The organism is Lolliginicoccus suaedae, from assembly GCF_008312885.1.
In the GTDB taxonomy this organism is placed as follows: domain Bacteria; phylum Actinomycetota; class Actinomycetes; order Mycobacteriales; family Mycobacteriaceae; genus Lolliginicoccus; species Lolliginicoccus suaedae.
Map to the genome: position 1 here is coordinate 24,442 of NZ_VSSO01000003.1, position 20,399 is coordinate 44,840.

Sequence of the window (20,399 nt, forward strand, 5' to 3'; positions counted from 1 at the left end):
CGAGCCCAGGCCCGGCCACCCGGCGGCCACTGTGCACGGAACATGCTACGACCCCCTACTGACACTTCGCCGTTTTCGCTGGTAGAGAGCACTCCGCACGTCGTCATCCGGAAGCCGCTAGCGTGGGGCCATGGCAGACGAAGCAGGCATCCCCGTCCCGATCGACGACCACTACACCGGCGCCACCACAGTCGGCGGGCCCGCCCAGTGCTTGCGGACCCCCACCGCCTCGATCTACAAGCTCGCCGTGGGCCCGATGGATAACAATGCCTACCTCGTGGTGTGCGAGAGCACACGCGAGGGACTGCTGATCGACGCCGCCAACGAGCCCCGGCGCATCCTCTCCCTCGCTGAGCAAGCATGCGAGCGGCTCGCGCTGATCGTCACCACGCACCGTCACCAGGACCACTGGCAGGCCCTCGCCGAGGTCGCCACCGCCACCGGCGCCCCGACCGCCGCTCACGCCATCGATGCCGAGCACCTGCCCCTGCGGCCCGACCGCCTGCTCGCCGACGATGACACCATCACTATCGGCGACCTCTCGCTGCGAGTGATGCACCTGCGCGGGCACACCCCGGGCTCGATCGCACTTGTTCTCCGCGACGGAAGCCAGAACCACCTCTTCTCGGCGGACAACCTCTTTCCGGGCGGACCGGGAAAGACGACACGACCGGAGCAATTCGCATCCCTCATGAACGACCTCGAGAACAAGGTCTTCGGGCAGCTTCCTGACGAGACGATCGTCTATCCAGGGCACGGCAAGGACACCACGCTCCGCGCGGAGCGCCCCCATCTCGCCGAGTGGCGGGCCCGCGGCTGGTAGAGGCAGCGAAAGCCACCAGCACGTGCGCGCGGGCCGGGGGGCGGCAAGCAGCGCCCGGCGGCTGGTCCGGCCTGGCCCGGACCGGCCGCCGCACAGGACATTCACCGCGTTTCGGCCGATGGACGTTCACAAGCAGCGAATCTGGGTAACTTGGTGAACGGAAACCCCCAGCGAAAGGCCAGTCATGATCCTCCGGAGAATCGCGCGCCCCATGATCGCCGGCGTTTTCATCGCCAACGGCATCAGCACGCTGCGCCAGCCCAACGAGGTAGCAGACAAGGCAGCACCGTTCATCGACTACGCGCACGGCACCCTGCCACCAGAAGTATCCAGCAAGCTCCCCCAGGATCCCGTCACGCTCGCCCGGATCAACGCCGCAGCGCAGATCGGTGCGGCGGGACTGCTCGCCTGGGGCCGCGCGCCCCGGCTGGCCTCCGGAGTGCTGGCCACCAGCCTCATCCCGACGACTGTCATCCAGCATCCATTCTGGGCCGAGACCGATGCCGCGGCCCGCGCCAACCAGCGCCAGCACTTCCTCAAGAACGTTGGCCTGCTCGGTGGCTTGCTGATCGCCGCGGCCGATACCGAGGGCCGCCCCTCCGTGGGCTGGTGGGCCCGGCGCTTCGCGACGCGCGCATCCGGGACCATCTCCGCCGCGCTGCCCGTGATCGGATCTGTCGCGTCGTCATCGGGATCGACCACCAAGGACAAGCTCGCGGAAGGCTGGTCGACCGTCGCCGAGCGCGCCGCCGACGGATTCTCCACCCTCGCCGACCGCACCAAGGACGTCGTGGAGGACGCCGCCGACACGACCTCCCGCTGGTACGGCACCGCGGCGGAGCGCGCCCCAGGGATCTACGAGGCCGCGGCTGATCGTGGGGGCGAGCTCTACCACAAGGCCGCCGAGCGCACGACCGAGGCCGCCCACCACGCCGCGGACGCCGCCCGCGGAGGCACCGCAGAGGTCCGTTCCCGCCTGCGCCATCGCTAGGACGGCCCGGGAACAACGTTCTTCGACTCCACGTTGATGCTGCATTAGGGTGGTGGGCCCGAGCGCTGTCCCGAGGGCGGGAAGCGCCGGCCCACGCCCTGGTGGCGGAGTCGAAGGAGTCTGGGTGGAGCAACGCGAGATCGACCGCGAGCAGGAGTATGTCTCGATGCTGTACGGGCGGCTCGATGCGCTGCGCGAGCAAACCCGCACTCGCATCCGCGACGTCCTGCGCATGCGCGAGGAGAACCCCCAGGAGGTCTCCGAGCGCGAGTCCTACAATGCCCTGTATACCGACAAGCTCGCCAAGTACACCGCTGCCGAGAATGGCCTGTGCTTCGGCCGCATCGACGATGTCGACGAGTCCGTCCGCTACATCGGTCGCATCGGCATGTGGGACGACGAGGTCGATAGCGAACCACTCCTGCTGGACTGGCGGGCCCCGCTCGCCCGCGCGTTCTATCTCGCGACCCCCGCCTCGCCAGACGGCGTTGCCCGGCGGCGGCACCTCCGCACACGTGGCCGCGTGGTCACCGCGCTGCACGACGAGATCCTCGACCCCGATGCCGCGGACACCCTCACCGCGAGCGAGGACGGCAGCGCCGAGACCGTGAGCGAGGGAGTCGCTGGGGAGAGCGCGCTGCTCGCCGCGATCAGTGCCGCCCGCACCGGACACATGACCGACATCGTCTCGACCATCCAGCGCGAGCAGGACGTCATCATCCGCTCGCACCATCGTGGCGTGCTCGTCGTCGAGGGCGGGCCCGGAACGGGCAAGACTGCTGTGGCGCTGCACCGCGTCGCCTACCTGCTCTACACCTTCCGCGAGCAGCTCGAGCGATCCGGGGTACTGATCATCGGGCCGAACTCGACCTTCCTCGACTACATCAGCCAGGTGCTCCCCTCCCTCGGCGAGACGGGCGTCGTCCTCTCCACCGTCGGTGACCTCTACCCCGGAGTCACCGCGCGCATCCACGACGCCGACGACGTCGCGGCCATCAAGGGATCGATGCGCATGGTCGATGTCCTCAAGACCGCCGTGCGCGACTGGCAGACCGTGCCGGGCACACCGATCGAAGTGCCGTTCGATACCTACACCCTGCAGGTGGACAAGGCGCTCGCTACCCGGGCCCGAGGCCGCGCCCGCTCCTCCCGGCGCCCGCACAACAAGGCGCGGGAGATCTTCGTCAGCACAGCCGTGGACCTGCTCGCCACCCAGTACCGCAAGGTGCTCAGCGCCGGCATCGACGGCGGCCACGATCTGCTCGACCGCGATGACCTCGCTGATATCCGCGACGAGCTGCGGGCCGACCCCGCGGTGCGCGGCGTTCTGGACTCGCTGTGGCCGATGCTCACTCCCCAGCAAGTGCTCATGGAGCTGCTCAGTGACCCCGACCGGCTCCGGTCCGCGAGCGGCGACCTGCTCGCGAAGGACGAGCAGGAAACGGTGCTCCGCGCCCGCGCCGCGCTGTTCTCCGATACCGATGCGCCGCTGCTCGACGAGCTCGCGGAACTGATCGGCATCGACAACGACGACGATGACGAGGCGGCCCGCGCGCAGTGGCGGGCTCGCATCGCCGAGGCCCAGGATGCCCTCGACATCCTCACCGGCTCAGCGCCCCAGGACCTCGAGGATGATCTCGACCCCGAGATCCTGATGGCCTACGACCTGATCGACGCCGAGACCCTCGCCGAGCGGCAGCAGCACCGCCAGTACCGCACCACTGCCGAGCGGGCCGCCGCGGACCGCCAATGGACCTACGGCCACACCATCATCGATGAGGCCCAGGAACTCTCCCCCATGGCCTGGCGCATGGTGATGCGACGGACCCCGAACCGGTGGATGACCATCGTGGGCGACCCCGCGCAAACCGGCAGCCCCGCCTCGGCTGGTTCCTGGAGCGATGCGCTGGGGCCCTACGTGGCGCAGCGCTGGCGCTTGCAAGGCCTCAGCGTCAACTACCGCACGCCTGCGGAGATCATGGACGTCGCCAGCGATGTGCTCGCCGAGTTCGCTCCTGGCCTCGACGCGCCCCGGTCGATCCGGCACTCGGGCCATGAGCCCGTGATCGAGCACGTCGGCGCCGATGATCTCGCGCTGGCCGCGTGGGAGCACCTGGAGAAGTGGCGCGAGGAGCCCGGCACCAGCGTGATCCTCGCCCCCGATGCACTGGTCGAGCAAGTGCGCGAAGCTGCGTCCGAAGGTAGTGGCAGCACCGATGCCACCGTGCTGTCCGTGCGGGAGGCGAAGGGACTCGAGTTCGATTCGGTGCTGATCGTCGAGCCGGGCGCGATCGCCACCCAATCGACGCGCGGGATGAGCGATCTGTATGTGGCCATCACTCGTGCCACGCAGCGCCTCGCGATCATCCACCACGCCCCCATGCCCGCCAGCCTGGAACAGGCAGCGTCGGTGCGGTAGGTCGCGCGGCTCTGTGCCAGGCCCAGCAGCGACAGGTCGCGCGGCTCTGTGCCAGGCCCAGCAGCGACAGGTCGCGCGGCGGCAAAAGCACCGGAACCAGCCAAACGCGATAGAAACCACACCGATTCCGGGGCCGTTTCTATCGCGTTTAGCGGGCGCCGGAACACGCGGGCACCGGGGATCACGGACGCCGAATTCCGCAGGCACCGGAGACAACGGGCACCGGGGATCGACGCCGCGCTGGACACGGCCCCGCGAACAGCAATGCCCGCCCCGGATATCCGGAGCGGGCATTGCTCAAGCTAAGCACCTTCCGCTCTACACTGCTGCGAGCGGATGCTGTGTCAGCGGGTGGTGTGGACGATCAGCACGTCGCTGGCGGACTTGCGTGCCACGTCTGATGGCACGGAGCCCAGCAGGCGGCCGGTGATGGTGTTGAGCCCCCGGTTGCCCACGACGAGCAGATCGGCATCGACTTCCTCGACGAGGGCGAGGAGCGAGTCCACGGGGGCACCGACGACGGCGCGCTCGACGATGTTCTTGGCTCCGACGGATGCGGCACGCTCGCGTGCGCTGCGGAGGATCTCATAGGTGGGCGCGGCACCCGTGATCTGGTAGGCGTCCTCCTTGAGGACGTCCGCGGCGTCGCCGAGCTCCTTCGGGTCCGTCGGGTAATAGGCGCACGCCAGCACGAGGCGGGCGTTCTCGTCACCAGCGAGTGAGCCCGCCTTCTCGACAGCCTTCAGTGATGACTCGGAACCATCGGTACCGACGACAATCGTGCGGTAGGCGGTCATTCGTTCCTCCCATGATCTTGCCTGCGCTCGGGGCCTCACAGCTTGCACTAGTGAGTGCGTGCATCAAAACACTACTAGCGGAAACACTAGCGGTATCACTGCCCCCCCACGGCAAGTTTCGGGGGGAAAACACCAAACTGCCACGATCTTGGACCGCGATGTTCCTCACACTCCGGGTGTGTCGTGCTTTCTAGGACAATCCGGCGGCATCCATTCCGCGGAGTTCTTTCTTCAAATCAGCGATCTCGTCCCGCAGCCGGGCCGCGAGCTCGAACTGGAGATCGCGGGCAGCTGCCACCATTTGCTCGGTGAGCTGGTCGATGAGATCAGCGAGCTCGGCCCGGGGCATGGACTTGGCGTCATGGCCCTCGCGGATGCCTGCCGTGGTGTGGGATGCCGCTTCGCCCCGCTTGCCGCGGGCGCCGCTGCGCTCGGTGTCGCTGGCCTCCTCGTATACCTGGTCGAGGATGTCGGCGATCTTGCGGCGCAGCGGGGCGGGCTCGATCCCGCGCTCGGTGTTGTAGGCGACCTGCTTGGCGCGGCGCCGGTCAGTCTCCTCGATGGCGTGCTGCATCGAGTCGGTGATGCGATCGGCATACATGTGGACCTCGCCGGAGACGTTGCGGGCGGCGCGCCCGATGGTCTGGATGAGGCTGGTGGAGCTGCGCAGGAAGCCTTCCTTGTCGGCGTCGAGGATCGCGACGAGGGAGACCTCGGGCAGATCGAGTCCCTCGCGCAGCAGGTTGATGCCAACAAGCACGTCGAAATGGCCGAGGCGGAGCTGGCGGAGCAGCTCGACGCGGCGCAGCGTATCGATGTCGGAGTGCAGGTAGCGCACCTTGATGTCGAGCTCGAGCAGGTAGTCGGTGAGGTCCTCGGCCATCTTCTTGGTCAGCGTGGTGACGAGGATGCGCTCGTTCTTCTCCACGCGTGCCCGGATCTCGTGAACGAGATCGTCGATCTGGCCCTTGGTGGGCTTGACCACGACCTTCGGATCGACGAGGCCGGTCGGGCGGATGACTTGCTCGACGAACTGTCCGCCGGTGCGCCCGAGCTCATAGGGTCCTGGCGTGGCGGACAGGTACACGGTCTGGCCGACGCGGGCGCTGAACTCCTCCCAGGTCAGTGGCCGGTTATCCATCGCGGAGGGCAGGCGGAAGCCGAACTCGACGAGGTTGCGCTTGCGCGACATATCACCCTCGTACATGCCGCCGATCTGCGGAACGGTGACGTGGGACTCGTCGATCACGAGCAGGAAGTCATCGGGGAAATAGTCGAGCAAGGTTGCCGGCGGGGTGCCGGCCGCGCGGTCGTCGACGTGGCGCGAGTAGTTCTCGATTCCCGAGCAGAACCCCACCTGCCGGATCATCTCCATGTCATAGGAGGTGCGCATGCGCAGGCGCTGGGCCTCGAGCAGCTTGCCCCGGTTCTCGAGGTCCGCGAGCCGCGTCTCGAGCTCCTGCTCGATCCCGCGGATGGCCTTCTCCATCCGGTCCGGCCCCGCGACATAGTGCGTGGCGGGGAAAATACGCACCGATTCGACCTGCTCGACGACATCACCGGTGAGCGGGTGGATGTAGTAGAGGGAGTCGATCTCATCGCCGAAGAACTCGATGCGGACGGCGAGCTCCTCGTAGGCAGGGATGATGTCGAGCGTGTCGCCGCGCACCCGGAACGCTCCCCGCGTGAAGGCCATGTCATTCCGGGTGTACTGGATATCCACGAGCAGGCGCAGCAAACGCTCGCGGGAGACCTCCTCGCCGACGGACGCGGTGATCGACCTGTCGAGGTAGGACTGGGGCGTACCGAGCCCGTAGATGCACGACACCGAGGACACGACGATCACATCGCGCCGGGAGAGCAGGCTGGAGGTGGCACGGTGGCGCAGCCGCTCCACGTCATCGTTGATCGACGAGTCCTTCTCGATGTAGGTATCGGTCTGCGCGATGTATGCCTCGGGCTGGTAGTAGTCGTAGTAGGAGACGAAGTACTCGACGGCATTGTGCGGGAACATCTCCGAGAGCTCGTTGGCGAGCTGGGCGGCGAGCGTCTTGTTCGGCGCCATGACCAGCGTTGGCCGCTGCATCTTCTCGATGAGCCAGGCCGTGGTCGCGGACTTGCCGGTGCCCGTCGCGCCCAGCAGCACGATGTCCTTCTCCCCGGCCCGCAACCGCCGCTCGAGCCCCGCGATCGCCGCTGGCTGGTCACCGGCGGGCTTGTGGTCGCTGACCACCGTGAACTGTCCGGAAGTGCGCTCCACCTCGTGGATCGGCCGGTACTCCGAATGAGCGAGCACGGCATCGGGGATGCCGGAGGGGTCGTGGTCTTGCTCGGTCGCGAACGCCATAGGCAACAGGGTAGTGAGAGGGGACGACAATTCCCACGACGGTCGCGGGCGGGCAGTACGGTGGGATCATGCCCGAGCACCACGTCCCGGCCCATCAAGGCATCCATCCCCCGAAAATCGAGACGTTCGATGTCGCGGCGGGCACGAACATCGATCCGAAGGGTTTCGTGCGCTCGGTCGATATCTACCGTGCCGAGCCGTGGGGCCTGTACATGGGCCGCCCGGCTGACCACCGCCAGTTCCACTACATGGAATCGTGGCTGCTGCCCAGCTTGCGGATCCGCGTCACGATCTTCCACTTCAACCCCGGCCACGAGCGGGACCAGGACTACTACATCGATATCGGTGAGTTCACTGCCAGCGAGGATTCCTGGAGGTCCGTGGATCACTATCTCGACATCATCGTGCGCGAGGGCCGCGACGCCTATCTCGAGGATGTGGACGAGCTGCTCGCCGCCCACCAGGCGGGGCTCCTGTCCGTCGAGGCGGCCTCGGCGGCAGTGCTGACCGCGACCACCGTGATGAGCGGAATCGCCGCGCACGAGCATTCGCTGAAGAAATGGCTCGCTGCCCACGGCATTGCCCTGCAGTGGCGCTCCCCCGCTAGCTGAGCCGGGCGCGGGCCTGCTCGAGCCACTCGTCGAGCGCGATCTCTTCACCTCGGCCGCGCAGTTCCACATACTCGTCGCGAGCTGCCGGGTCCGCGCGCAGGAGGTCTCTCAGCTCGAGCGCGAGCCTTTGGCCGGGTGAGCCAGCTAGCTGGAGGTGGACCGTGGCGGGCCGCCCCGGGTCAGCATTGGCGTGACGCCCGAGCACCTCGTGGATAGCATCGTCGCTGTCCGGTGTGGCGGTCCCTGCCGCGGGGAACCCAGCTTCGGCGAGGCGGTCCGCGAGCTCGTCGGCCTGGCCCTGCTCCGCCACGGCGATCTGGATATCGATGGTGTCGGGCGCGGGAAGCCCAGGTACGGAGGTGGGGCCGATGTGCTCGACGGTGGCCCCCGTGCCGGCGCAAGCCAGCCGCAGCCTCGCCACGAGCCGGGCAGCCTGCTCCGGCCATCGGGGATCCGGCTCGATCGGCGTTACCGGGGCCGGGGCAGGGGTGCGGGCGCGCAGGTTGTGCGCGAACGGGACGAGCCGGTCGTGCCAGGCCGCGGTGACCTGCTGGAGCAGGTGCTCGCGATCCTCGGTGTTGTCGAGCCAGATATCGGCGGCGGCGCGGCGCTGCTCATCGGTGGCCTGGGCCGCGATGCGGGCGCGGGCGTCGGACTCGGGCATGCCGCGGCTGCTGGTGAGGCGGTGGACGCGCTGGTCCTCCTCCGCGTGCACGACCAGGACGAGGTGGCAGGTGGGCGCGAGGCCATTCTCGATGAGCAGCGGGATGTCGTGGATGATGATGCCGTCGGGCGGGGCGGCGGCGATGAGCTCGGCGGTGCGGGCTCCCACGCGGGGATGCACGATGCCGTTGAGGGTGGCGCGGGATTGATCGTCGCTGAAGGCGACGGCGGCGAGCGCGGGCCGGTCGAGGGTGCCGTCGCTGGTGAGGATGTCGGGGCCGAATGCCTCGACGAGCTCGGCAAGGCCGGGAGTTCCGGGCTCGACGACCTCGCGCGCGATCTTGTCGGCATCAACGATGGTGGCGCCGAGCTCAGCGAGCCTGGTCGAGACAGTGGATTTTCCGGCTCCGATGCCGCCGGTGAGGCCTACGCGTAGCACGCGGTCGAGTCTGCCATACCGTGTGGGTGCTAGTTCCCGGTGGCCGTTCCTGGCGATCTCAGCCGTAGCGCGCGCTCTGGCAACGGGCCGAGCCCCGGCCTTCGAAGGAAGGCCGGGGCTCGGTGGGCGATGCTGGACTGATCAGCTGTTGGGCTGGATCAGCCGTTGTTGCCGGAGAGCTTCTCGCGGAGCGCGGCGAGCTGCTCGTCGCTGGCGAGGGTCCCACCGGAACTGGTGGTGCTCGGCGCGGCGACTGCCTCGGCGACGCCACTGTCGGAGGAGTAGTTGCTCGGTGCGGCCTCGGCGGCTTCTGCCTCGACCTTGGCGAACTTCTCCATCTGAGCGGTGTGCATCTTGTGGCGACGCTCGGCCTCGGCGTAGCGGGCCTCCCACTCCTCGCGCTGCTTCTCGAAGCCCTCGAGCCATTCGTTGGTCTCGGGATCGAAGCCCTCGGGGAAGATGTAGTTGCCAGCCTCGTCGTAGGAATCGGCCATGCCGTACTTGGCGGGGTCGAACTCCTCGGTGTACTCCTCGTTGGCCTGCTTGAGGCTCAGCGAGATCCGGCGACGCTCGAGGTCGATGTCGATGACCTTGACCATGGCATCGTCGTTGACGCTGACGACCTGGTCCGGCACCTCGACGTGGCGCTCGGCGAGCTCGGAGATGTGCACGAGGCCCTCGATCCCCTCTTCGACGCGCACGAACGCACCGAACGGAACGAGCTTGGTGACCTTGCCGGGCACGATCTGGCCGATGGCGTGGGTGCGGGCGAACTGGCGCCACGGATCTTCCTGGGTCGCCTTGAGCGACAGGGAGACACGCTCGCGGTCCATGTCGACATCGAGGACCTCGACGGTGACCTCGTCGCCGACCTGCACGACCTCGGAGGGGTGATCGATGTGCTTCCAGGACAGCTCGGAGACGTGCACGAGGCCGTCGACCCCGCCAAGATCGACGAAGGCGCCGAAGTTGACGATGGAGGACACGACGCCCTTGCGGACCTGGCCCTTCTGGAGCTGGTGCAGGAACTCGCTGCGAACCTCGGACTGGGTCTGCTCGAGCCATGCGCGGCGGGACAGGACCACATTGTTGCGGTTCTTGTCGAGCTCGATGATCTTGGCCTCGATCTCCTTGCCGACATAGGGCTGGAGGTCGCGGACGCGGCGCATCTCGACGAGGGAGGCCGGAAGGAAGCCACGGAGGCCGATGTCGAGGATAAGTCCACCCTTGACAACCTCGATAACGGTGCCCTTGACGGCCTCGTCCTTCTCCTTGAGCGCCTCGATGGTGCCCCAGGCGCGCTCGTACTGCGCGCGCTTCTTGGACAGGATCAGGCGCCCGTCCTTGTCTTCCTTGGTGAGGACGAGTGCCTCGACAGCGTCACCGACCGTGACTACCTCGCTGGGGTCGACATCGTGCTTGATCGACAGCTCGCGGGACGGGATGACACCCTCGGTCTTGTAGCCGATGTCGAGCAGGACCTCGTCGCGATCGACCTTGACGATGATCCCTTCAACGATGTCGCCGTCGTTGAAGTACTTGATGGTTGCGTCGACGGCGGCGAGGAAGTCCTCGGCGGAGCCAATATCATTGATGGCTACCTGCGGCGAGGTCGAGGTTGTGGTGGGCATTAGGTGAGGTGCTCCGGACATTTGGACTCAAAGTTACATGGACAGGTGCAGGCCCGCGCGGCACCTCGAGCGCCCCTGCTGGAAGACACCGCAGAACGAGTTCGCCGGGAGGCTCTCCCTGGCAGCCCTCGAGCACCCTCAGGCACACGCAAAACCCTACCGTGCACACGGCACAGCACGAATAGACTACGTGATCAGACTGTTGCGCGGCAAACCCGACCCGCAGCAACAACAGTCGATTCCTCGTCGATGCTCGGGGCCGCTCGACCGACCGGCGAACAGTGCCGTTCTCGCCCCCTCGCCCTGCCATCGATCGCCCCGCCAGCACCCGGCTGATAACCGTCAGAGCGAGCCGCTGTACATTACTGTGTGTCGCACAGTATAGTAGGACCCATGACGCGGGAAGAACTGCTAGCAGGGCACATCCAGGAGCTACGCAGGGGCACCGTCGCACTGGCCTGCCTCGCGACGCTCTCCGAGCCCCGGTACGGCTATGCACTGCTCGAGACCCTGCGAGCGGCAGGCCTCGATGTAGACGGCAACACCCTCTATCCACTCCTGCGGCGCCTCGACAAGCAGGGCCTGCTCGACAGCGAGTGGAACACCGAGGAGCCACGGCCCCGCAAGTTCTATCGCATCAGCGAGCTCGGAACCGCACTCCTCGGGGAACTGACCGAGGAGTGGCGGACCCTCAATTCATCCATCGAGGCACTGGCACAAGGAGCAATCGAATGACTACCTTGACCGAGCGCTATGTGGGGGACGTCGTCCGGCGCCTTCCCGAGAAGCAGCGCGGAGACATCGCCGCGGAGCTCACCGTCGCGATCAGCGACATGATCGACGCGCGCACCGACGCTGGCCAGCCCTTGCCCGACGCCGAGCGCGCGGCACTGATCGAGCTGGGCGAACCACGAGCCCTGGCCGGGAAGTACCGCGACCGGCCCCAGTACCTGATCGGGCCCGAGCTCTTCCCCGACTACCTCAGGCTCGTGCAGCTGCTCGCCTCGATCGTCCTCCCCGTCATCGCCGTGGTGATCGTCGCGGTCAAGCTGCTCGAGAACGCCCCGATCAGCAGCGTGCTGGGCTCAGCGATCGGCGTCACCTTCGAGACCGCTGTGCAGCTCGTGTTCTGGGTGACGCTGGTCTTCGCGATCATCGAGCGGTCCGGGCGCCAGGAGGACGTGATCGAGCATGAGGACTGGGACCCGAATTCCCTGCCGGACCCTGCCGGCGCGACCACGATCTCGCGCGGCGAGGCAGTCTCGGGAATAGCATTCCTCCTCATCGCCATTGGTTTCCTCTTCTGGCAGCACCTGCGCTCACCGTTCTCCACCCTCGACGATGCCCGCGTGCCGATCCTCGACCCCGAGCTATGGAACGGCTGGATGCAGGTCATCATCGCCGTCCTTGTCCTCTCGCTGGTGATCGAGGTCGCCAAGCTCGTTCGCGGCCGCTGGGACTATCCCCTCGCGATCGCGAACACCGCGGCGAACGTGGCATTCCTCGCTATCGTCGGCTGGCTGGCCAGCTCGGACGATCTCATCAACCCCGATCTGCTAGCGACCATCGCCGACCGGGCCCAGTGGGATTCCGTGCCCACCATCAATCCGTGGCTGATCATCCTGGTCATCGCCGTGATCGCGATCTGGGACAGCGCGGAGGGCTTGCGCAAGGCACGGGCCGCCTAGCCACGCTGGAAGGGCCCGCTGCACGGCCCGGGCCCATGGCTAAGCTGGTGGCTTCCCGATCAACCAGTGGCAGGAAGCATGAGCCCCCATCCACCGCACGAGCCCGACCCCGAGCACACGACCGTCTCGCAGCGTCGCGTGACCTCGCCCGAGAGCGACGCCGCCAACCGCGCCTGGTGGGATCACGATGCCGCCGCGTACCACGACGAGCACGCGGACTTCCTCGGCGTCGACTCCCCCGCTGGCGAGTTCATCTGGTGCCCCGAGTCCCTGCACGAAGGCGATATGCGCCTGCTCGGCGACATCAGCGGCAAGCGCATCCTCGAGATCGGGTGCGGCTCCGCGCCATGCTCGCGGTGGCTCACCAGCAATGGAGCCACCGCGATCGGGCTGGACATCTCCACGGGCATGCTGGATCGCGCCCGTGGCGTCATGGCGCGGGGCGGACCGCAGGTTCCCCTGGTGCAGGCCTCCGCGGAACGGCTGCCATTCGCCAGCGAGACGTTCGACGCGGCCTGCTCCGCGTTCGGTGGCGTGCCATTCGTCGCTGATTCCGCCCGCGTCATGCGGGAGGTCGCGCGGGTGCTTCGACCAGGCGCGCCCTGGGTGTTCTCGATCAACCACCCGATGCGCTGGATGTTCCCCGACGATCCCGGCCCCCGCGGCTTGACAGTCGTTTCCTCCTACTTCGACCGCAGCCCGTACGTGGAGGTGGATCGCAACGGCATCCCCGCGTACGTCGAGCATCACCGCACGATGGGCGATCGCGTCCGCGAGATCGTTGCTGCTGGGCTCGTGCTCGAGGATGTCATCGAGCCGGAATGGCCGGAGTGGCTCGATCGGGAATGGGGCCAATGGAGCCCGCTGCGGGGCTGGCACTTCCCCGGCACCGCGATCTTCTGCACGCGCAAGCCCGCGGCCTGATCGCGGCAGCTACTCCCCCGCGTGCACGGCAACCCCCACCGGCCCGGTGCCCACGCACATCTCGAGTCCCGGATCCAGGGTGCGGAGCAGGAGGGTGTCCCCGCCCCCCACGATGCGGACATGCACGGTGTTGAGCCCCGGCTCCACCGGGAACACGACCTCGCGGGCAGGCTCGCCATCGAAGCGGATCGTGGCATTGCCCGGGCCCGAGGCGAAGTAGTTCAGCTGGGCGGTCCACCCATGCTCGATCATGGCGCCGTCGAGCGGGACCCGGCGCGGGGCACTATCGGTGATCCGGTGCCCGCAGTCCGGCACGGGCCCGGGCAGGATGCGCCGGTTCCACCACACCTCGGCGGGCACGATCGCTCCCTCGTCAGTGATCATCCGCAGGTCCGTGACCGAATCCCTCACGACGATGCGGTCACGCAGCGGAGCGAGGAACTCGCTCGCGAGATTCATGGGATAGGAGACGGGCCCGAGCACCGTCCACGGCACTTCCTGCTCGAGGAGCTCCACGGTGCCAGCTCCCGTGGCTGCCCGGATGCCCTCCATGTAGGAGCGCGCCGGGGAGTCCGACCAAGAGTGGGAGAACGCGATGGTCGTCCAGGTGCTGCCGGCGACGAGCACCGCGCCCGCCACGGCCAGCGACACCGGCCGCAGCATCAACGGCGGCACCCTGCGTGGATCACGGCACGGCGCAACGAGCACCAGGGCGATCGCGATCGCGATGACCACGGCGGAGTCAGCGAGATAGCGCAGCGACAGAACGATCTCGATGGCCGTGCCACTGCCTCCGCGCACGGCCGCGACCGGCACCAGGGTGACCGCGACATACAGCATCGCTGCTCCCAGGACGAGCAACGAATGCCGCTTGCGCCTCCCCACGAGCACGATTCCCCCGGCCACCACGGCTAGGGCCACCACCGCCAGCACGAGCGGCGGGTCCGCCCACGGCGTCGAGGGCTGCCACCGCTCCCATCGCCAGGGCCCGCCGACGAGAGCAGGCACCACTCCATCAACGACCGCGCGCGCGAGGAATCGCGGATAGCTGGCCACCCCGTCCCAGGAGGCATCGCGGGCCCCGGCCAGGTAGTAGAAGGGCAGCCACGCCACCAGTACGAGGCCGTGCGCCAGCCACATCGGCCATGTGCGGCGCAGCATCCCCGGTGCGGCGCCGGTCACCCGCGACCACAACAGCAGCGCGGCCAGCGCGACCGCCGGAACCACGATGGCCTTCTCGAAGAAGCCGAGACCCACCACCAGCACCGCCACGCTGCTCACCAGCCACCGTCGCCGGCCGGTCCGCGCATAGAGCACCGCATCGCCTACCACCCAGGCCATCGCGGCTTGCAGCGGTAGCGCGTTCAGGGCGGCGGACCACCATGCCATCGCCGGCAGCGTCAACGGCCCGAGCGCGAACCAAGCGAGCGGCACGAGCAGCACGGGCCGCCACCCGACGAGGATGACCAGCATGCGCAGCACCGCCAGGAGAACTACTGCCTGGAGCAGCAGCACCGATGCCGCCGCGAGCCCCCACCCGAGCGGGCTGGCCGAGGTGACGATCCACGTCACCAGGAACGCCAGCGGCATCACATGGCCATCGTGGCTGGCCAGGAGCAGATCAGCCGACCAGGGCGCCTCGCGGGAAGCACGGCTCGCGAGGACGAAATCGTCCCAGTAGAAGTAGCCCTCGTGCAGCCCCCAGCCACGCAGCAGAAGCGCCACCGCCATGATCGCTAGCGCCCAGCGAAGGAGCACCGAGCGCCGCTGATCACGCATCAGGAACCAGGAGATCCAGCGCCGCGGCAATGATCGTCTCGTTCATCGCGGGACGGGCACCACCGCCGAGATCGTGGCGGGCCTTCTCCACGATCACGAGCCGGGACGGAGCGGTGATCCCGCGCAGCGCGGCGGTGGCCTCGTCGGGCGTGCCGAATGGATCTCGCTCCCCGTGCACGAACATCGTCGGCCCAGTGATCGCGGGAAAATGCTCGGTACGCATCCGGTCTGGCTTGCCGGGCGGATGAAACGGGTACGAGAGCAACAGCAAGCCATGCGCGAGACCAGGCTCGTCCGCGCAGAGCATGCTCGCCTGGCGACCACCATAGGAATGACCACCGAGGAAGACCGGGGCGTCCGTGCGCTCGCGCAGCATCCGTGCCGCGAGCGCGATGCCCGCGCGATCGACGCCCGCATGCGCGCGGTGCGGAGGCCCGGCCGGTCGCCGGACCCGGAACGGAAGATTGAAGCGAAGGACAAGGACGCCCTTGCGGGCGAGCTGGCTGGCGATCTCCACAAGCAGCGGGCTCGTGGCGTCGCTGCCCGCGCCGTGGGCGAGCGCGAGGGCCGCGCGCGGGGCGCTGCACTCATGGAGCAAGCCGGTCACCGAAGCATCGCCGTCGGTGAGCGCAACAGGAACCACGGGAGGTGCCGGCACGGAATACATGCCGACGACGGTAGCGGACGGGCCCGGCTGGAACATTTCGCGACGCGATCTGGTTACGTAGGGTAGACCGAGCCGGGCCACCACCCCGGCAAACGATCAACGTTAGGAATAACAGTGGCGACTAAGGCCCTCACCCACACCGATTTCGAGTCCACGATCACTGATAACGACGTGGTCCTGGTGGACTTCTGGGCCGAATGGTGCGGCCCCTGCAAGTCCTTCGCCCCCACGTTCGAGGCATCCTCGGAGAAGCACCCCGATGTGGTCCACGCCAAGGTTGACACCGAGGCCGAGCAGCAGCTCGCGGCGGCCGCGGGAATCCAGTCGATCCCGACCGTGATGGCGTTCCGCGAGGGAATCCTCGTTTTCGCGCAGCCCGGCGCCCTGCCGTCCGACGCGCTCGAGAGCCTGATCACGCAGGTCAAGGATCTCGACATGGACGAGGTTCGCCAGCAGATCGCCGCGCAGCAAGAGAACCCCGCGCAGGAGAACGCTCAGTAGCAGGCTCGAGCTCCACGCGAGCCGATCGCGACCGGGGAGGCAGTGAAGAACTGCCTCCCCGTGCTGCATCCGAAAGCCCTTCGAGCGCGATCAGCCCCGGCGCCCCACGCGCGCCAGCACCAGTTCGGTGAACTCGCTCGTCGATGCCAGCCCGCCGAGGTCGGCAGTGGCCACACCACTGGCGAGGGTGGTGGAGATGGCGTGGCGGATGCGGTGCGCGGCGTCGTTCAGGCGGTGGTCGGCGCGCTGTCCTGCCAGCCACTCGAGCAGCAAGGCCGCGGAGAGGAACAACGCGGTCGGGTTCGCGCGGTTGCGCCCGGCTATACCGGGCGCGGCACCGTGCGCCGCCTGGGCCATCGCCTGGGTGTCCGAGGCGTTGAGCGAGGCCGCGAGGCCCAGCGAGCCTGACAGCTCCCCTGCGAGGTCGGACAAGATGTCGCCGAGCATGTTCTCCGCGACGATGACGTCGAAGTCACCGCCGCGCACCAGGTGCGCGGCCATCGCATCGACGTGCTCATCATCGACGTGCAGCCCTGGATGCTCGCTCGCCACCTCACGGCACGCGTCAAGGAACATCCCCATGGACAGCGGTAGCACGTTCGCCTTGTGCACGATGGTCAGCCGCTTGCGCCGTGTCATCGCGAGCTCGCACGCGACGCGGGCAATGCGCTCGCACGCTGGCCGGGTGAACACCCCCACGGCGAGCGCGACATCGTTGGTCGGCTTGAACTCGCCCGATCCGACCGCCATGTTGCGGTCGGCGTAGAAGCCTTCGGTGTTCTCCCGGACGATCACGACGTCAAGGTCCGGGCGCAGCGCACGGATGCCGGGAAGCGCTGCGGCGGGCCGGATGTTCGCGTAGAGGCCGAACTGCTTGCGGATGCGACCCCCGGGCGCCGTGCGGGCCCGATGCTCGGCGGGGTAGCCAGCGTTGTCGTGCGGGCCGAGGATCCAGCCCGGCATGGTGGCGAGCGCGTCCACGGTCTCGGCGGGCAGTGCATCACCGTGGGTATCGATGGCTGCCCGGCCGTAGGGCAGCTCGTGCCAGCCGATGGGCCGCGCGCCCGCCGCTGCCAGCGCCGCATCCACGACCTTCACCGTGGCGGGCACGATCTCGGCACCGATGCCGTCACCGTGCAGGACTCCGAGCTCGATATCACCCATGCGTCCATCCTCGCGCATCGCGGCAAGCCGCTCGCGACCGGGCAGCGCGCGCCGACCATGCCGCGCGATAATGGACCGATGGTGCAATCGGTCGAGCTGCTCCTTGATCCCGGCCTCGATGCCGCGGTGCGCGCGGACTGGGAGGCTCTGTCCGCGCGGGGTATCCGCGCGTTGCGCCCGCACCACCGGCCGCATATCACCATCGGCGTGGCGAGCGAGATCTATCCTCGCATCGACAAGGCCCTCGCCCGGGCACTGGCGATGCTGCCGATCCCCGTGACGCTGGGCGGCCTGCTCGTGTTCGGGACGGGCCGGGTGGTGATCGCGCGCGCGGTCACCATGTCTCCGGAGCTCGTCGAGGCACACCAGGCGGTGTGGGCCGCGATGCACGACTGCCCCGGCCAGCCACGCCATACGGCGCCGGGTGAGTGGACCCCGCACGCGACGCTCGCCAAGCGTGTGCCCGTCGCGGAATGCGGCACCGCCATCGAAACTGTCGCGCGGCGCCGCGACCTGCATGGCCACATCATCGCGGCGCGCCGCTGGGACGGCGAGGAGCATCGGGAATGGCTCGTCGCGGGAACCGATGAGTCCAGCGGTGGCCCACCGATCACTGGCCCCACCAGTTGAGCGAGCCGTGCGGAAGGATCTCCTGGTGGGTATCCGCGCCGACCCCCGCGAGCGCGAGCAGGTTGAGAAGGACCAGGACTCCCGCGAACACCACAAGCACTGTCATGGCTTCCACTCTGCGCCGGTGATCGTCCGCGCGACAGTGGCGGGAATGCCATTCCGCAACACATTCCTGCCATACTGCTGGCATGGTGCTCCGCGTTGCCGTGCTGCTGCCCGCGCAGACCGAGACCTTCGAGCTCGGCGTTGCCTGCGAGGTGTTCGGCGTCGACCGCCGCGATGACGGGCTGCCGCTCTACCGACTCGATCTCGTGGCCGCCGAGCCGGGGCCAGTATCCACCCGCTACGGCTACAGCATCCCCGCCGAGCATGATCTCGAGGTGCTCGACCGCGCCGGGCTCATCATCGTCAACGCCGGCGGCAACGGGCTCAATCCGGACGGCTCTACCTGCGTGAGCGAGGACCCGGGCCCGCTCGGCCCGGCGCTCGATGCGCTGCGCAGGGCCGAGCGGCGCGGAATACCAGTCGCCTCGCTCTGCACGGGCGCGTTCATCCTTGGCGCCGCGGGGATGCTCGATGGGCGCCGCTGCACCACGCATTGGCGCCACGCGGCGGAGCTGCAGCGCAGGTTCCCGCGCGCCCGTGTCGACCCCTCCGTGCTGTATGTCGAGGATCCGCCGGTGTTCACGAGCGCGGGCACGGCTGCCTCGATCGATCTGTGCCTGCACCTGGTGCGCCAGCTCGATGGGCCTCGCGTGGCCAATGTCATCGCGCGGCGCATGGTGGTGCCGCCGCATCGCGAGGGCGGGCAGGCCCAGTTCGTCGATCAGCCGATTCCCGAGGACGGCGGCGATTCGCTCGCGGCGGTGCGGGAATGGATGCGCGCCCATCTCGCGGAGGATCATTCGGTGGCGGCACTGGCGCGTCGGTCTCGCATGTCCCCGCGAACCTTCGCGCGGCGCTTCGTCGACGAGACAGGCGTGCCCCCGCACCGGTGGTTGACCGATCAGCGCGTCCTCGCGGCGCAGCACCTGCTGGAGTCGTCGACGTATTCGATGGAGCGGATCGCCTCGCTCGTGGGCTTCTCGTCCGCGGCGTCGCTGCGCGCGCATTTCCTCCGGCTGCGCCAGGTCACCCCGCTGGAGTATCGGCGCACGTTCGCCGCACCGAGGGGTGGCGCCCAGATGCTGGCGGAGCCAGGAACCACGGCTAGGCGGCCCACAACCGTTGCGGCCCGAGGTCCTCGGCGCTGACGGGAATGGTGTCCGGGATGGCGTTGCCGGTGAGCAGTGCTGCCGCCGCGACCGCGAGCGCGGGCGCCATCTGGATGCCATAGCCGCCCTGCCCGGCGAGGAAGCCAAAGCCGGGGAGATCCGGTACCAGCCCGGCTACCGGTGCACCGTCGGGCGCGAAGGTGCGCAGCCCGCCCCAGGAGCGGCGAACCGTGCGCAAGCCGAGGGTGGTGGCGTCGTTGATCTCCTCCATGGCGCGGGCGATGTTCAGTTCCGAGGCCTTGGCATCGCCAGCATCGACGGGGTCGGCGTCGGCGGGCGAGGCGAGGATGCCGTCGCCCTCGGGCTTGAAGTACCAGCGCTCGGCCGGGTCGCCAATGGTGGGACCGTGCGGATCGACCGGCACGCTCGCGGGGCTGAGGAACAGGGTGCGGCGCTTGGGCACCAGCCCGAGGGGCCGCGCACCCGCCATCTCGGCGATCGCATCGGCCCACGCTCCCGCCGCGTCGATGACCAGCCCGGCCTCGACGGTCTCCGACGCTGTGGTGATGCGCCAAGCATCGCCTGTCCGCTCCAGGCCAGTGACGCGCGCCCCGGTGCGAGTGGTGCCGCCGCGCGACTTGAACCCCCGCACATACATCTGGTGGACGGCGAGCACGTCGATGTCCTGACCACCGCCGTCGAGCACGCACCAGCGCAGCGTCTCCGGCTTCAGCAGTGCTGACTTCGCCAGTGCCGCAGGGGCATCGAGCTTGTCGACGCTGCCTTCCTGCGCGGCGAGGATCGATGTCAATGCGGCGTCGCTCTCGTCGTCGAACGCTGTCCACAACAGCTCGCGCGGGGTCAGCGGGTGCGTGTCCCCCCACTGCTCGGCAAGGGAGTCGAATATGGGGCCACTGGCCACGGTGAGGGCCCGCACCACGTCCCCGCCGTAGGAGGGCAGGTACATCGCGGCGGAGCGTCCGGTCGAGTGGGCGGCGAGCATCGATTCGCCCTCGAGGAGCAGAACGCGGGATTCACCGGCTAGCTCGTAGGCGATGGACGCGCCCGCCATGCCGCCACCGATGACGACAACATCCCAGGTCTCGCTCAT

The 20,399-nt window shown here is 68.3% G+C and carries 19 protein-coding genes; 10 read left to right on the top strand and 9 right to left on the bottom strand.

The annotated features are described in order from the left end of the window. Window positions 1-130: 130 nt before the first annotated feature. The 3 genes from FXO18_RS09305 to FXO18_RS09315 all read left to right on the top strand — a co-directional run bounded on the left by FXO18_RS09305 (window position 131) and on the right by FXO18_RS09315 (window position 4,233). Window positions 131-823: an MBL fold metallo-hydrolase gene (locus FXO18_RS09305; protein WP_149360854.1), complete on the top strand. Its 693-nt coding sequence runs from the start codon at window positions 131-133 to the stop codon at window positions 821-823. A gap of 184 nt (window positions 824-1,007) precedes the next feature. After that, window positions 1,008-1,814 (top strand): DoxX family protein, encoded by an 807-nt coding sequence (locus FXO18_RS09310; protein WP_149360855.1) that lies wholly within the window; start codon window positions 1,008-1,010, stop codon window positions 1,812-1,814. Between the two features lie 166 nt (window positions 1,815-1,980). Continuing rightward, complete coding sequence (locus FXO18_RS09315) at window positions 1,981-4,233, top strand: HelD family protein (protein ID WP_149361273.1); 2,253 nt, start codon at window positions 1,981-1,983, stop codon at window positions 4,231-4,233. A gap of 344 nt (window positions 4,234-4,577) precedes the next feature. On the opposite strand, the gene FXO18_RS09320 is transcribed toward FXO18_RS09315, so the two are convergent. Next, a complete protein-coding gene (locus FXO18_RS09320; protein WP_149360856.1) occupies window positions 4,578-5,030 on the bottom strand; it encodes a universal stress protein in 453 nt (150 codons plus the stop codon). Window positions 5,031-5,220: 190 nt separating this feature from the next. Beyond that, entirely contained in the window at window positions 5,221-7,377 is a 2,157-nt protein-coding gene (gene uvrB, locus FXO18_RS09325) for an excinuclease ABC subunit UvrB (RefSeq protein ID WP_149360857.1), read from the bottom strand. A 68-nt stretch (window positions 7,378-7,445) separates the two neighbouring features. Between uvrB and FXO18_RS09330 the strand changes: the two genes are divergently transcribed. Beyond that, complete coding sequence (locus tag FXO18_RS09330) at window positions 7,446-7,988, top strand: DUF402 domain-containing protein (RefSeq protein ID WP_149360858.1); 543 nt, start codon at window positions 7,446-7,448, stop codon at window positions 7,986-7,988. Here FXO18_RS09330 and coaE read toward each other — a convergent pair. Beyond that, on the bottom strand, window positions 7,981-9,090 hold the full coding sequence (gene coaE, locus FXO18_RS09335; RefSeq protein WP_149360859.1) for a dephospho-CoA kinase: 1,110 nt from the start codon (window positions 9,088-9,090) through the stop codon (window positions 7,981-7,983). The genes FXO18_RS09330 and coaE overlap by 8 nt on opposite strands. A 158-nt stretch (window positions 9,091-9,248) precedes the next feature. After that, on the bottom strand, window positions 9,249-10,721 hold the full coding sequence (rpsA, locus tag FXO18_RS09340; RefSeq protein WP_149360860.1) for a 30S ribosomal protein S1: 1,473 nt from the start codon (window positions 10,719-10,721) through the stop codon (window positions 9,249-9,251). 393 nt (window positions 10,722-11,114) lie between these two features. On the opposite strand from rpsA, the gene FXO18_RS09345 reads away from it, so the two are divergent. From FXO18_RS09345 to FXO18_RS09355, 3 genes are all read left to right on the top strand, one after another. After that, window positions 11,115-11,456, top strand: coding sequence for a PadR family transcriptional regulator (locus FXO18_RS09345; RefSeq protein WP_149360861.1), 342 nt, complete (start codon window positions 11,115-11,117; stop codon window positions 11,454-11,456). Further along, window positions 11,453-12,409: a hypothetical protein gene (locus FXO18_RS09350; protein ID WP_149360862.1), complete on the top strand. Its 957-nt coding sequence runs from the start codon at window positions 11,453-11,455 to the stop codon at window positions 12,407-12,409. The genes FXO18_RS09345 and FXO18_RS09350 overlap by 4 nt, the downstream gene beginning before the upstream one ends. A 78-nt stretch (window positions 12,410-12,487) precedes the next feature. Continuing rightward, complete coding sequence (locus FXO18_RS09355; RefSeq protein ID WP_149360863.1) at window positions 12,488-13,333, top strand: class I SAM-dependent methyltransferase; 846 nt, start codon at window positions 12,488-12,490, stop codon at window positions 13,331-13,333. A gap of 9 nt (window positions 13,334-13,342) precedes the next feature. Here the strand turns inward: FXO18_RS09355 and FXO18_RS09360 are convergent, their stop codons facing one another. Continuing rightward, complete coding sequence (locus FXO18_RS09360) at window positions 13,343-15,112, bottom strand: hypothetical protein (protein ID WP_149360864.1); 1,770 nt, start codon at window positions 15,110-15,112, stop codon at window positions 13,343-13,345. Next, entirely contained in the window at window positions 15,105-15,779 is a 675-nt protein-coding gene (locus FXO18_RS09365) for an alpha/beta hydrolase family protein (protein ID WP_235900580.1), read from the bottom strand. The genes FXO18_RS09360 and FXO18_RS09365 overlap by 8 nt, the downstream gene beginning before the upstream one ends. A 114-nt stretch (window positions 15,780-15,893) precedes the next feature. Here FXO18_RS09365 and trxA point away from each other — a divergent pair, with 114 nt between their 5' ends. After that, the gene (gene trxA, locus FXO18_RS09370) at window positions 15,894-16,280 is read left to right on the top strand and encodes a thioredoxin (protein ID WP_149360865.1); all 387 of its coding nucleotides are present in this window, start codon (window positions 15,894-15,896) and stop codon (window positions 16,278-16,280) included. Between the two features lie 90 nt (window positions 16,281-16,370). Here trxA and FXO18_RS09375 read toward each other — a convergent pair whose 3' ends face one another. Next, window positions 16,371-17,444 (bottom strand): isocitrate/isopropylmalate dehydrogenase family protein, encoded by a 1,074-nt coding sequence (locus FXO18_RS09375; protein ID WP_149360866.1) that lies wholly within the window; start codon window positions 17,442-17,444, stop codon window positions 16,371-16,373. Here FXO18_RS09375 and FXO18_RS09380 point away from each other — a divergent pair. After that, window positions 17,415-18,074: a 2'-5' RNA ligase family protein gene (locus FXO18_RS09380; RefSeq protein WP_149360867.1), complete on the top strand. Its 660-nt coding sequence runs from the start codon at window positions 17,415-17,417 to the stop codon at window positions 18,072-18,074. The two genes, FXO18_RS09375 and FXO18_RS09380, sit on opposite strands and share 30 nt — an antisense overlap. On the opposite strand, the gene FXO18_RS16170 is transcribed toward FXO18_RS09380, so the two are convergent. Further along, a complete protein-coding gene (locus FXO18_RS16170) occupies window positions 18,055-18,180 on the bottom strand; it encodes a hypothetical protein (RefSeq protein WP_268884931.1) in 126 nt (41 codons plus the stop codon). The genes FXO18_RS09380 and FXO18_RS16170 overlap by 20 nt on opposite strands. Before the next feature lie 82 nt (window positions 18,181-18,262). Here FXO18_RS16170 and FXO18_RS09385 point away from each other — a divergent pair, with 82 nt between their 5' ends. Further along, complete coding sequence (locus tag FXO18_RS09385; protein ID WP_149360868.1) at window positions 18,263-19,327, top strand: GlxA family transcriptional regulator; 1,065 nt, start codon at window positions 18,263-18,265, stop codon at window positions 19,325-19,327. On the opposite strand, the gene FXO18_RS09390 is transcribed toward FXO18_RS09385, so the two are convergent. After that, window positions 19,284-20,399 carry an NAD(P)/FAD-dependent oxidoreductase gene (locus FXO18_RS09390; protein WP_187774284.1) on the bottom strand — a complete coding sequence of 372 codons (1,116 nt, stop codon included), beginning with the start codon at window positions 20,397-20,399 and terminating at the stop codon, window positions 19,284-19,286. The two genes, FXO18_RS09385 and FXO18_RS09390, sit on opposite strands and share 44 nt — an antisense overlap.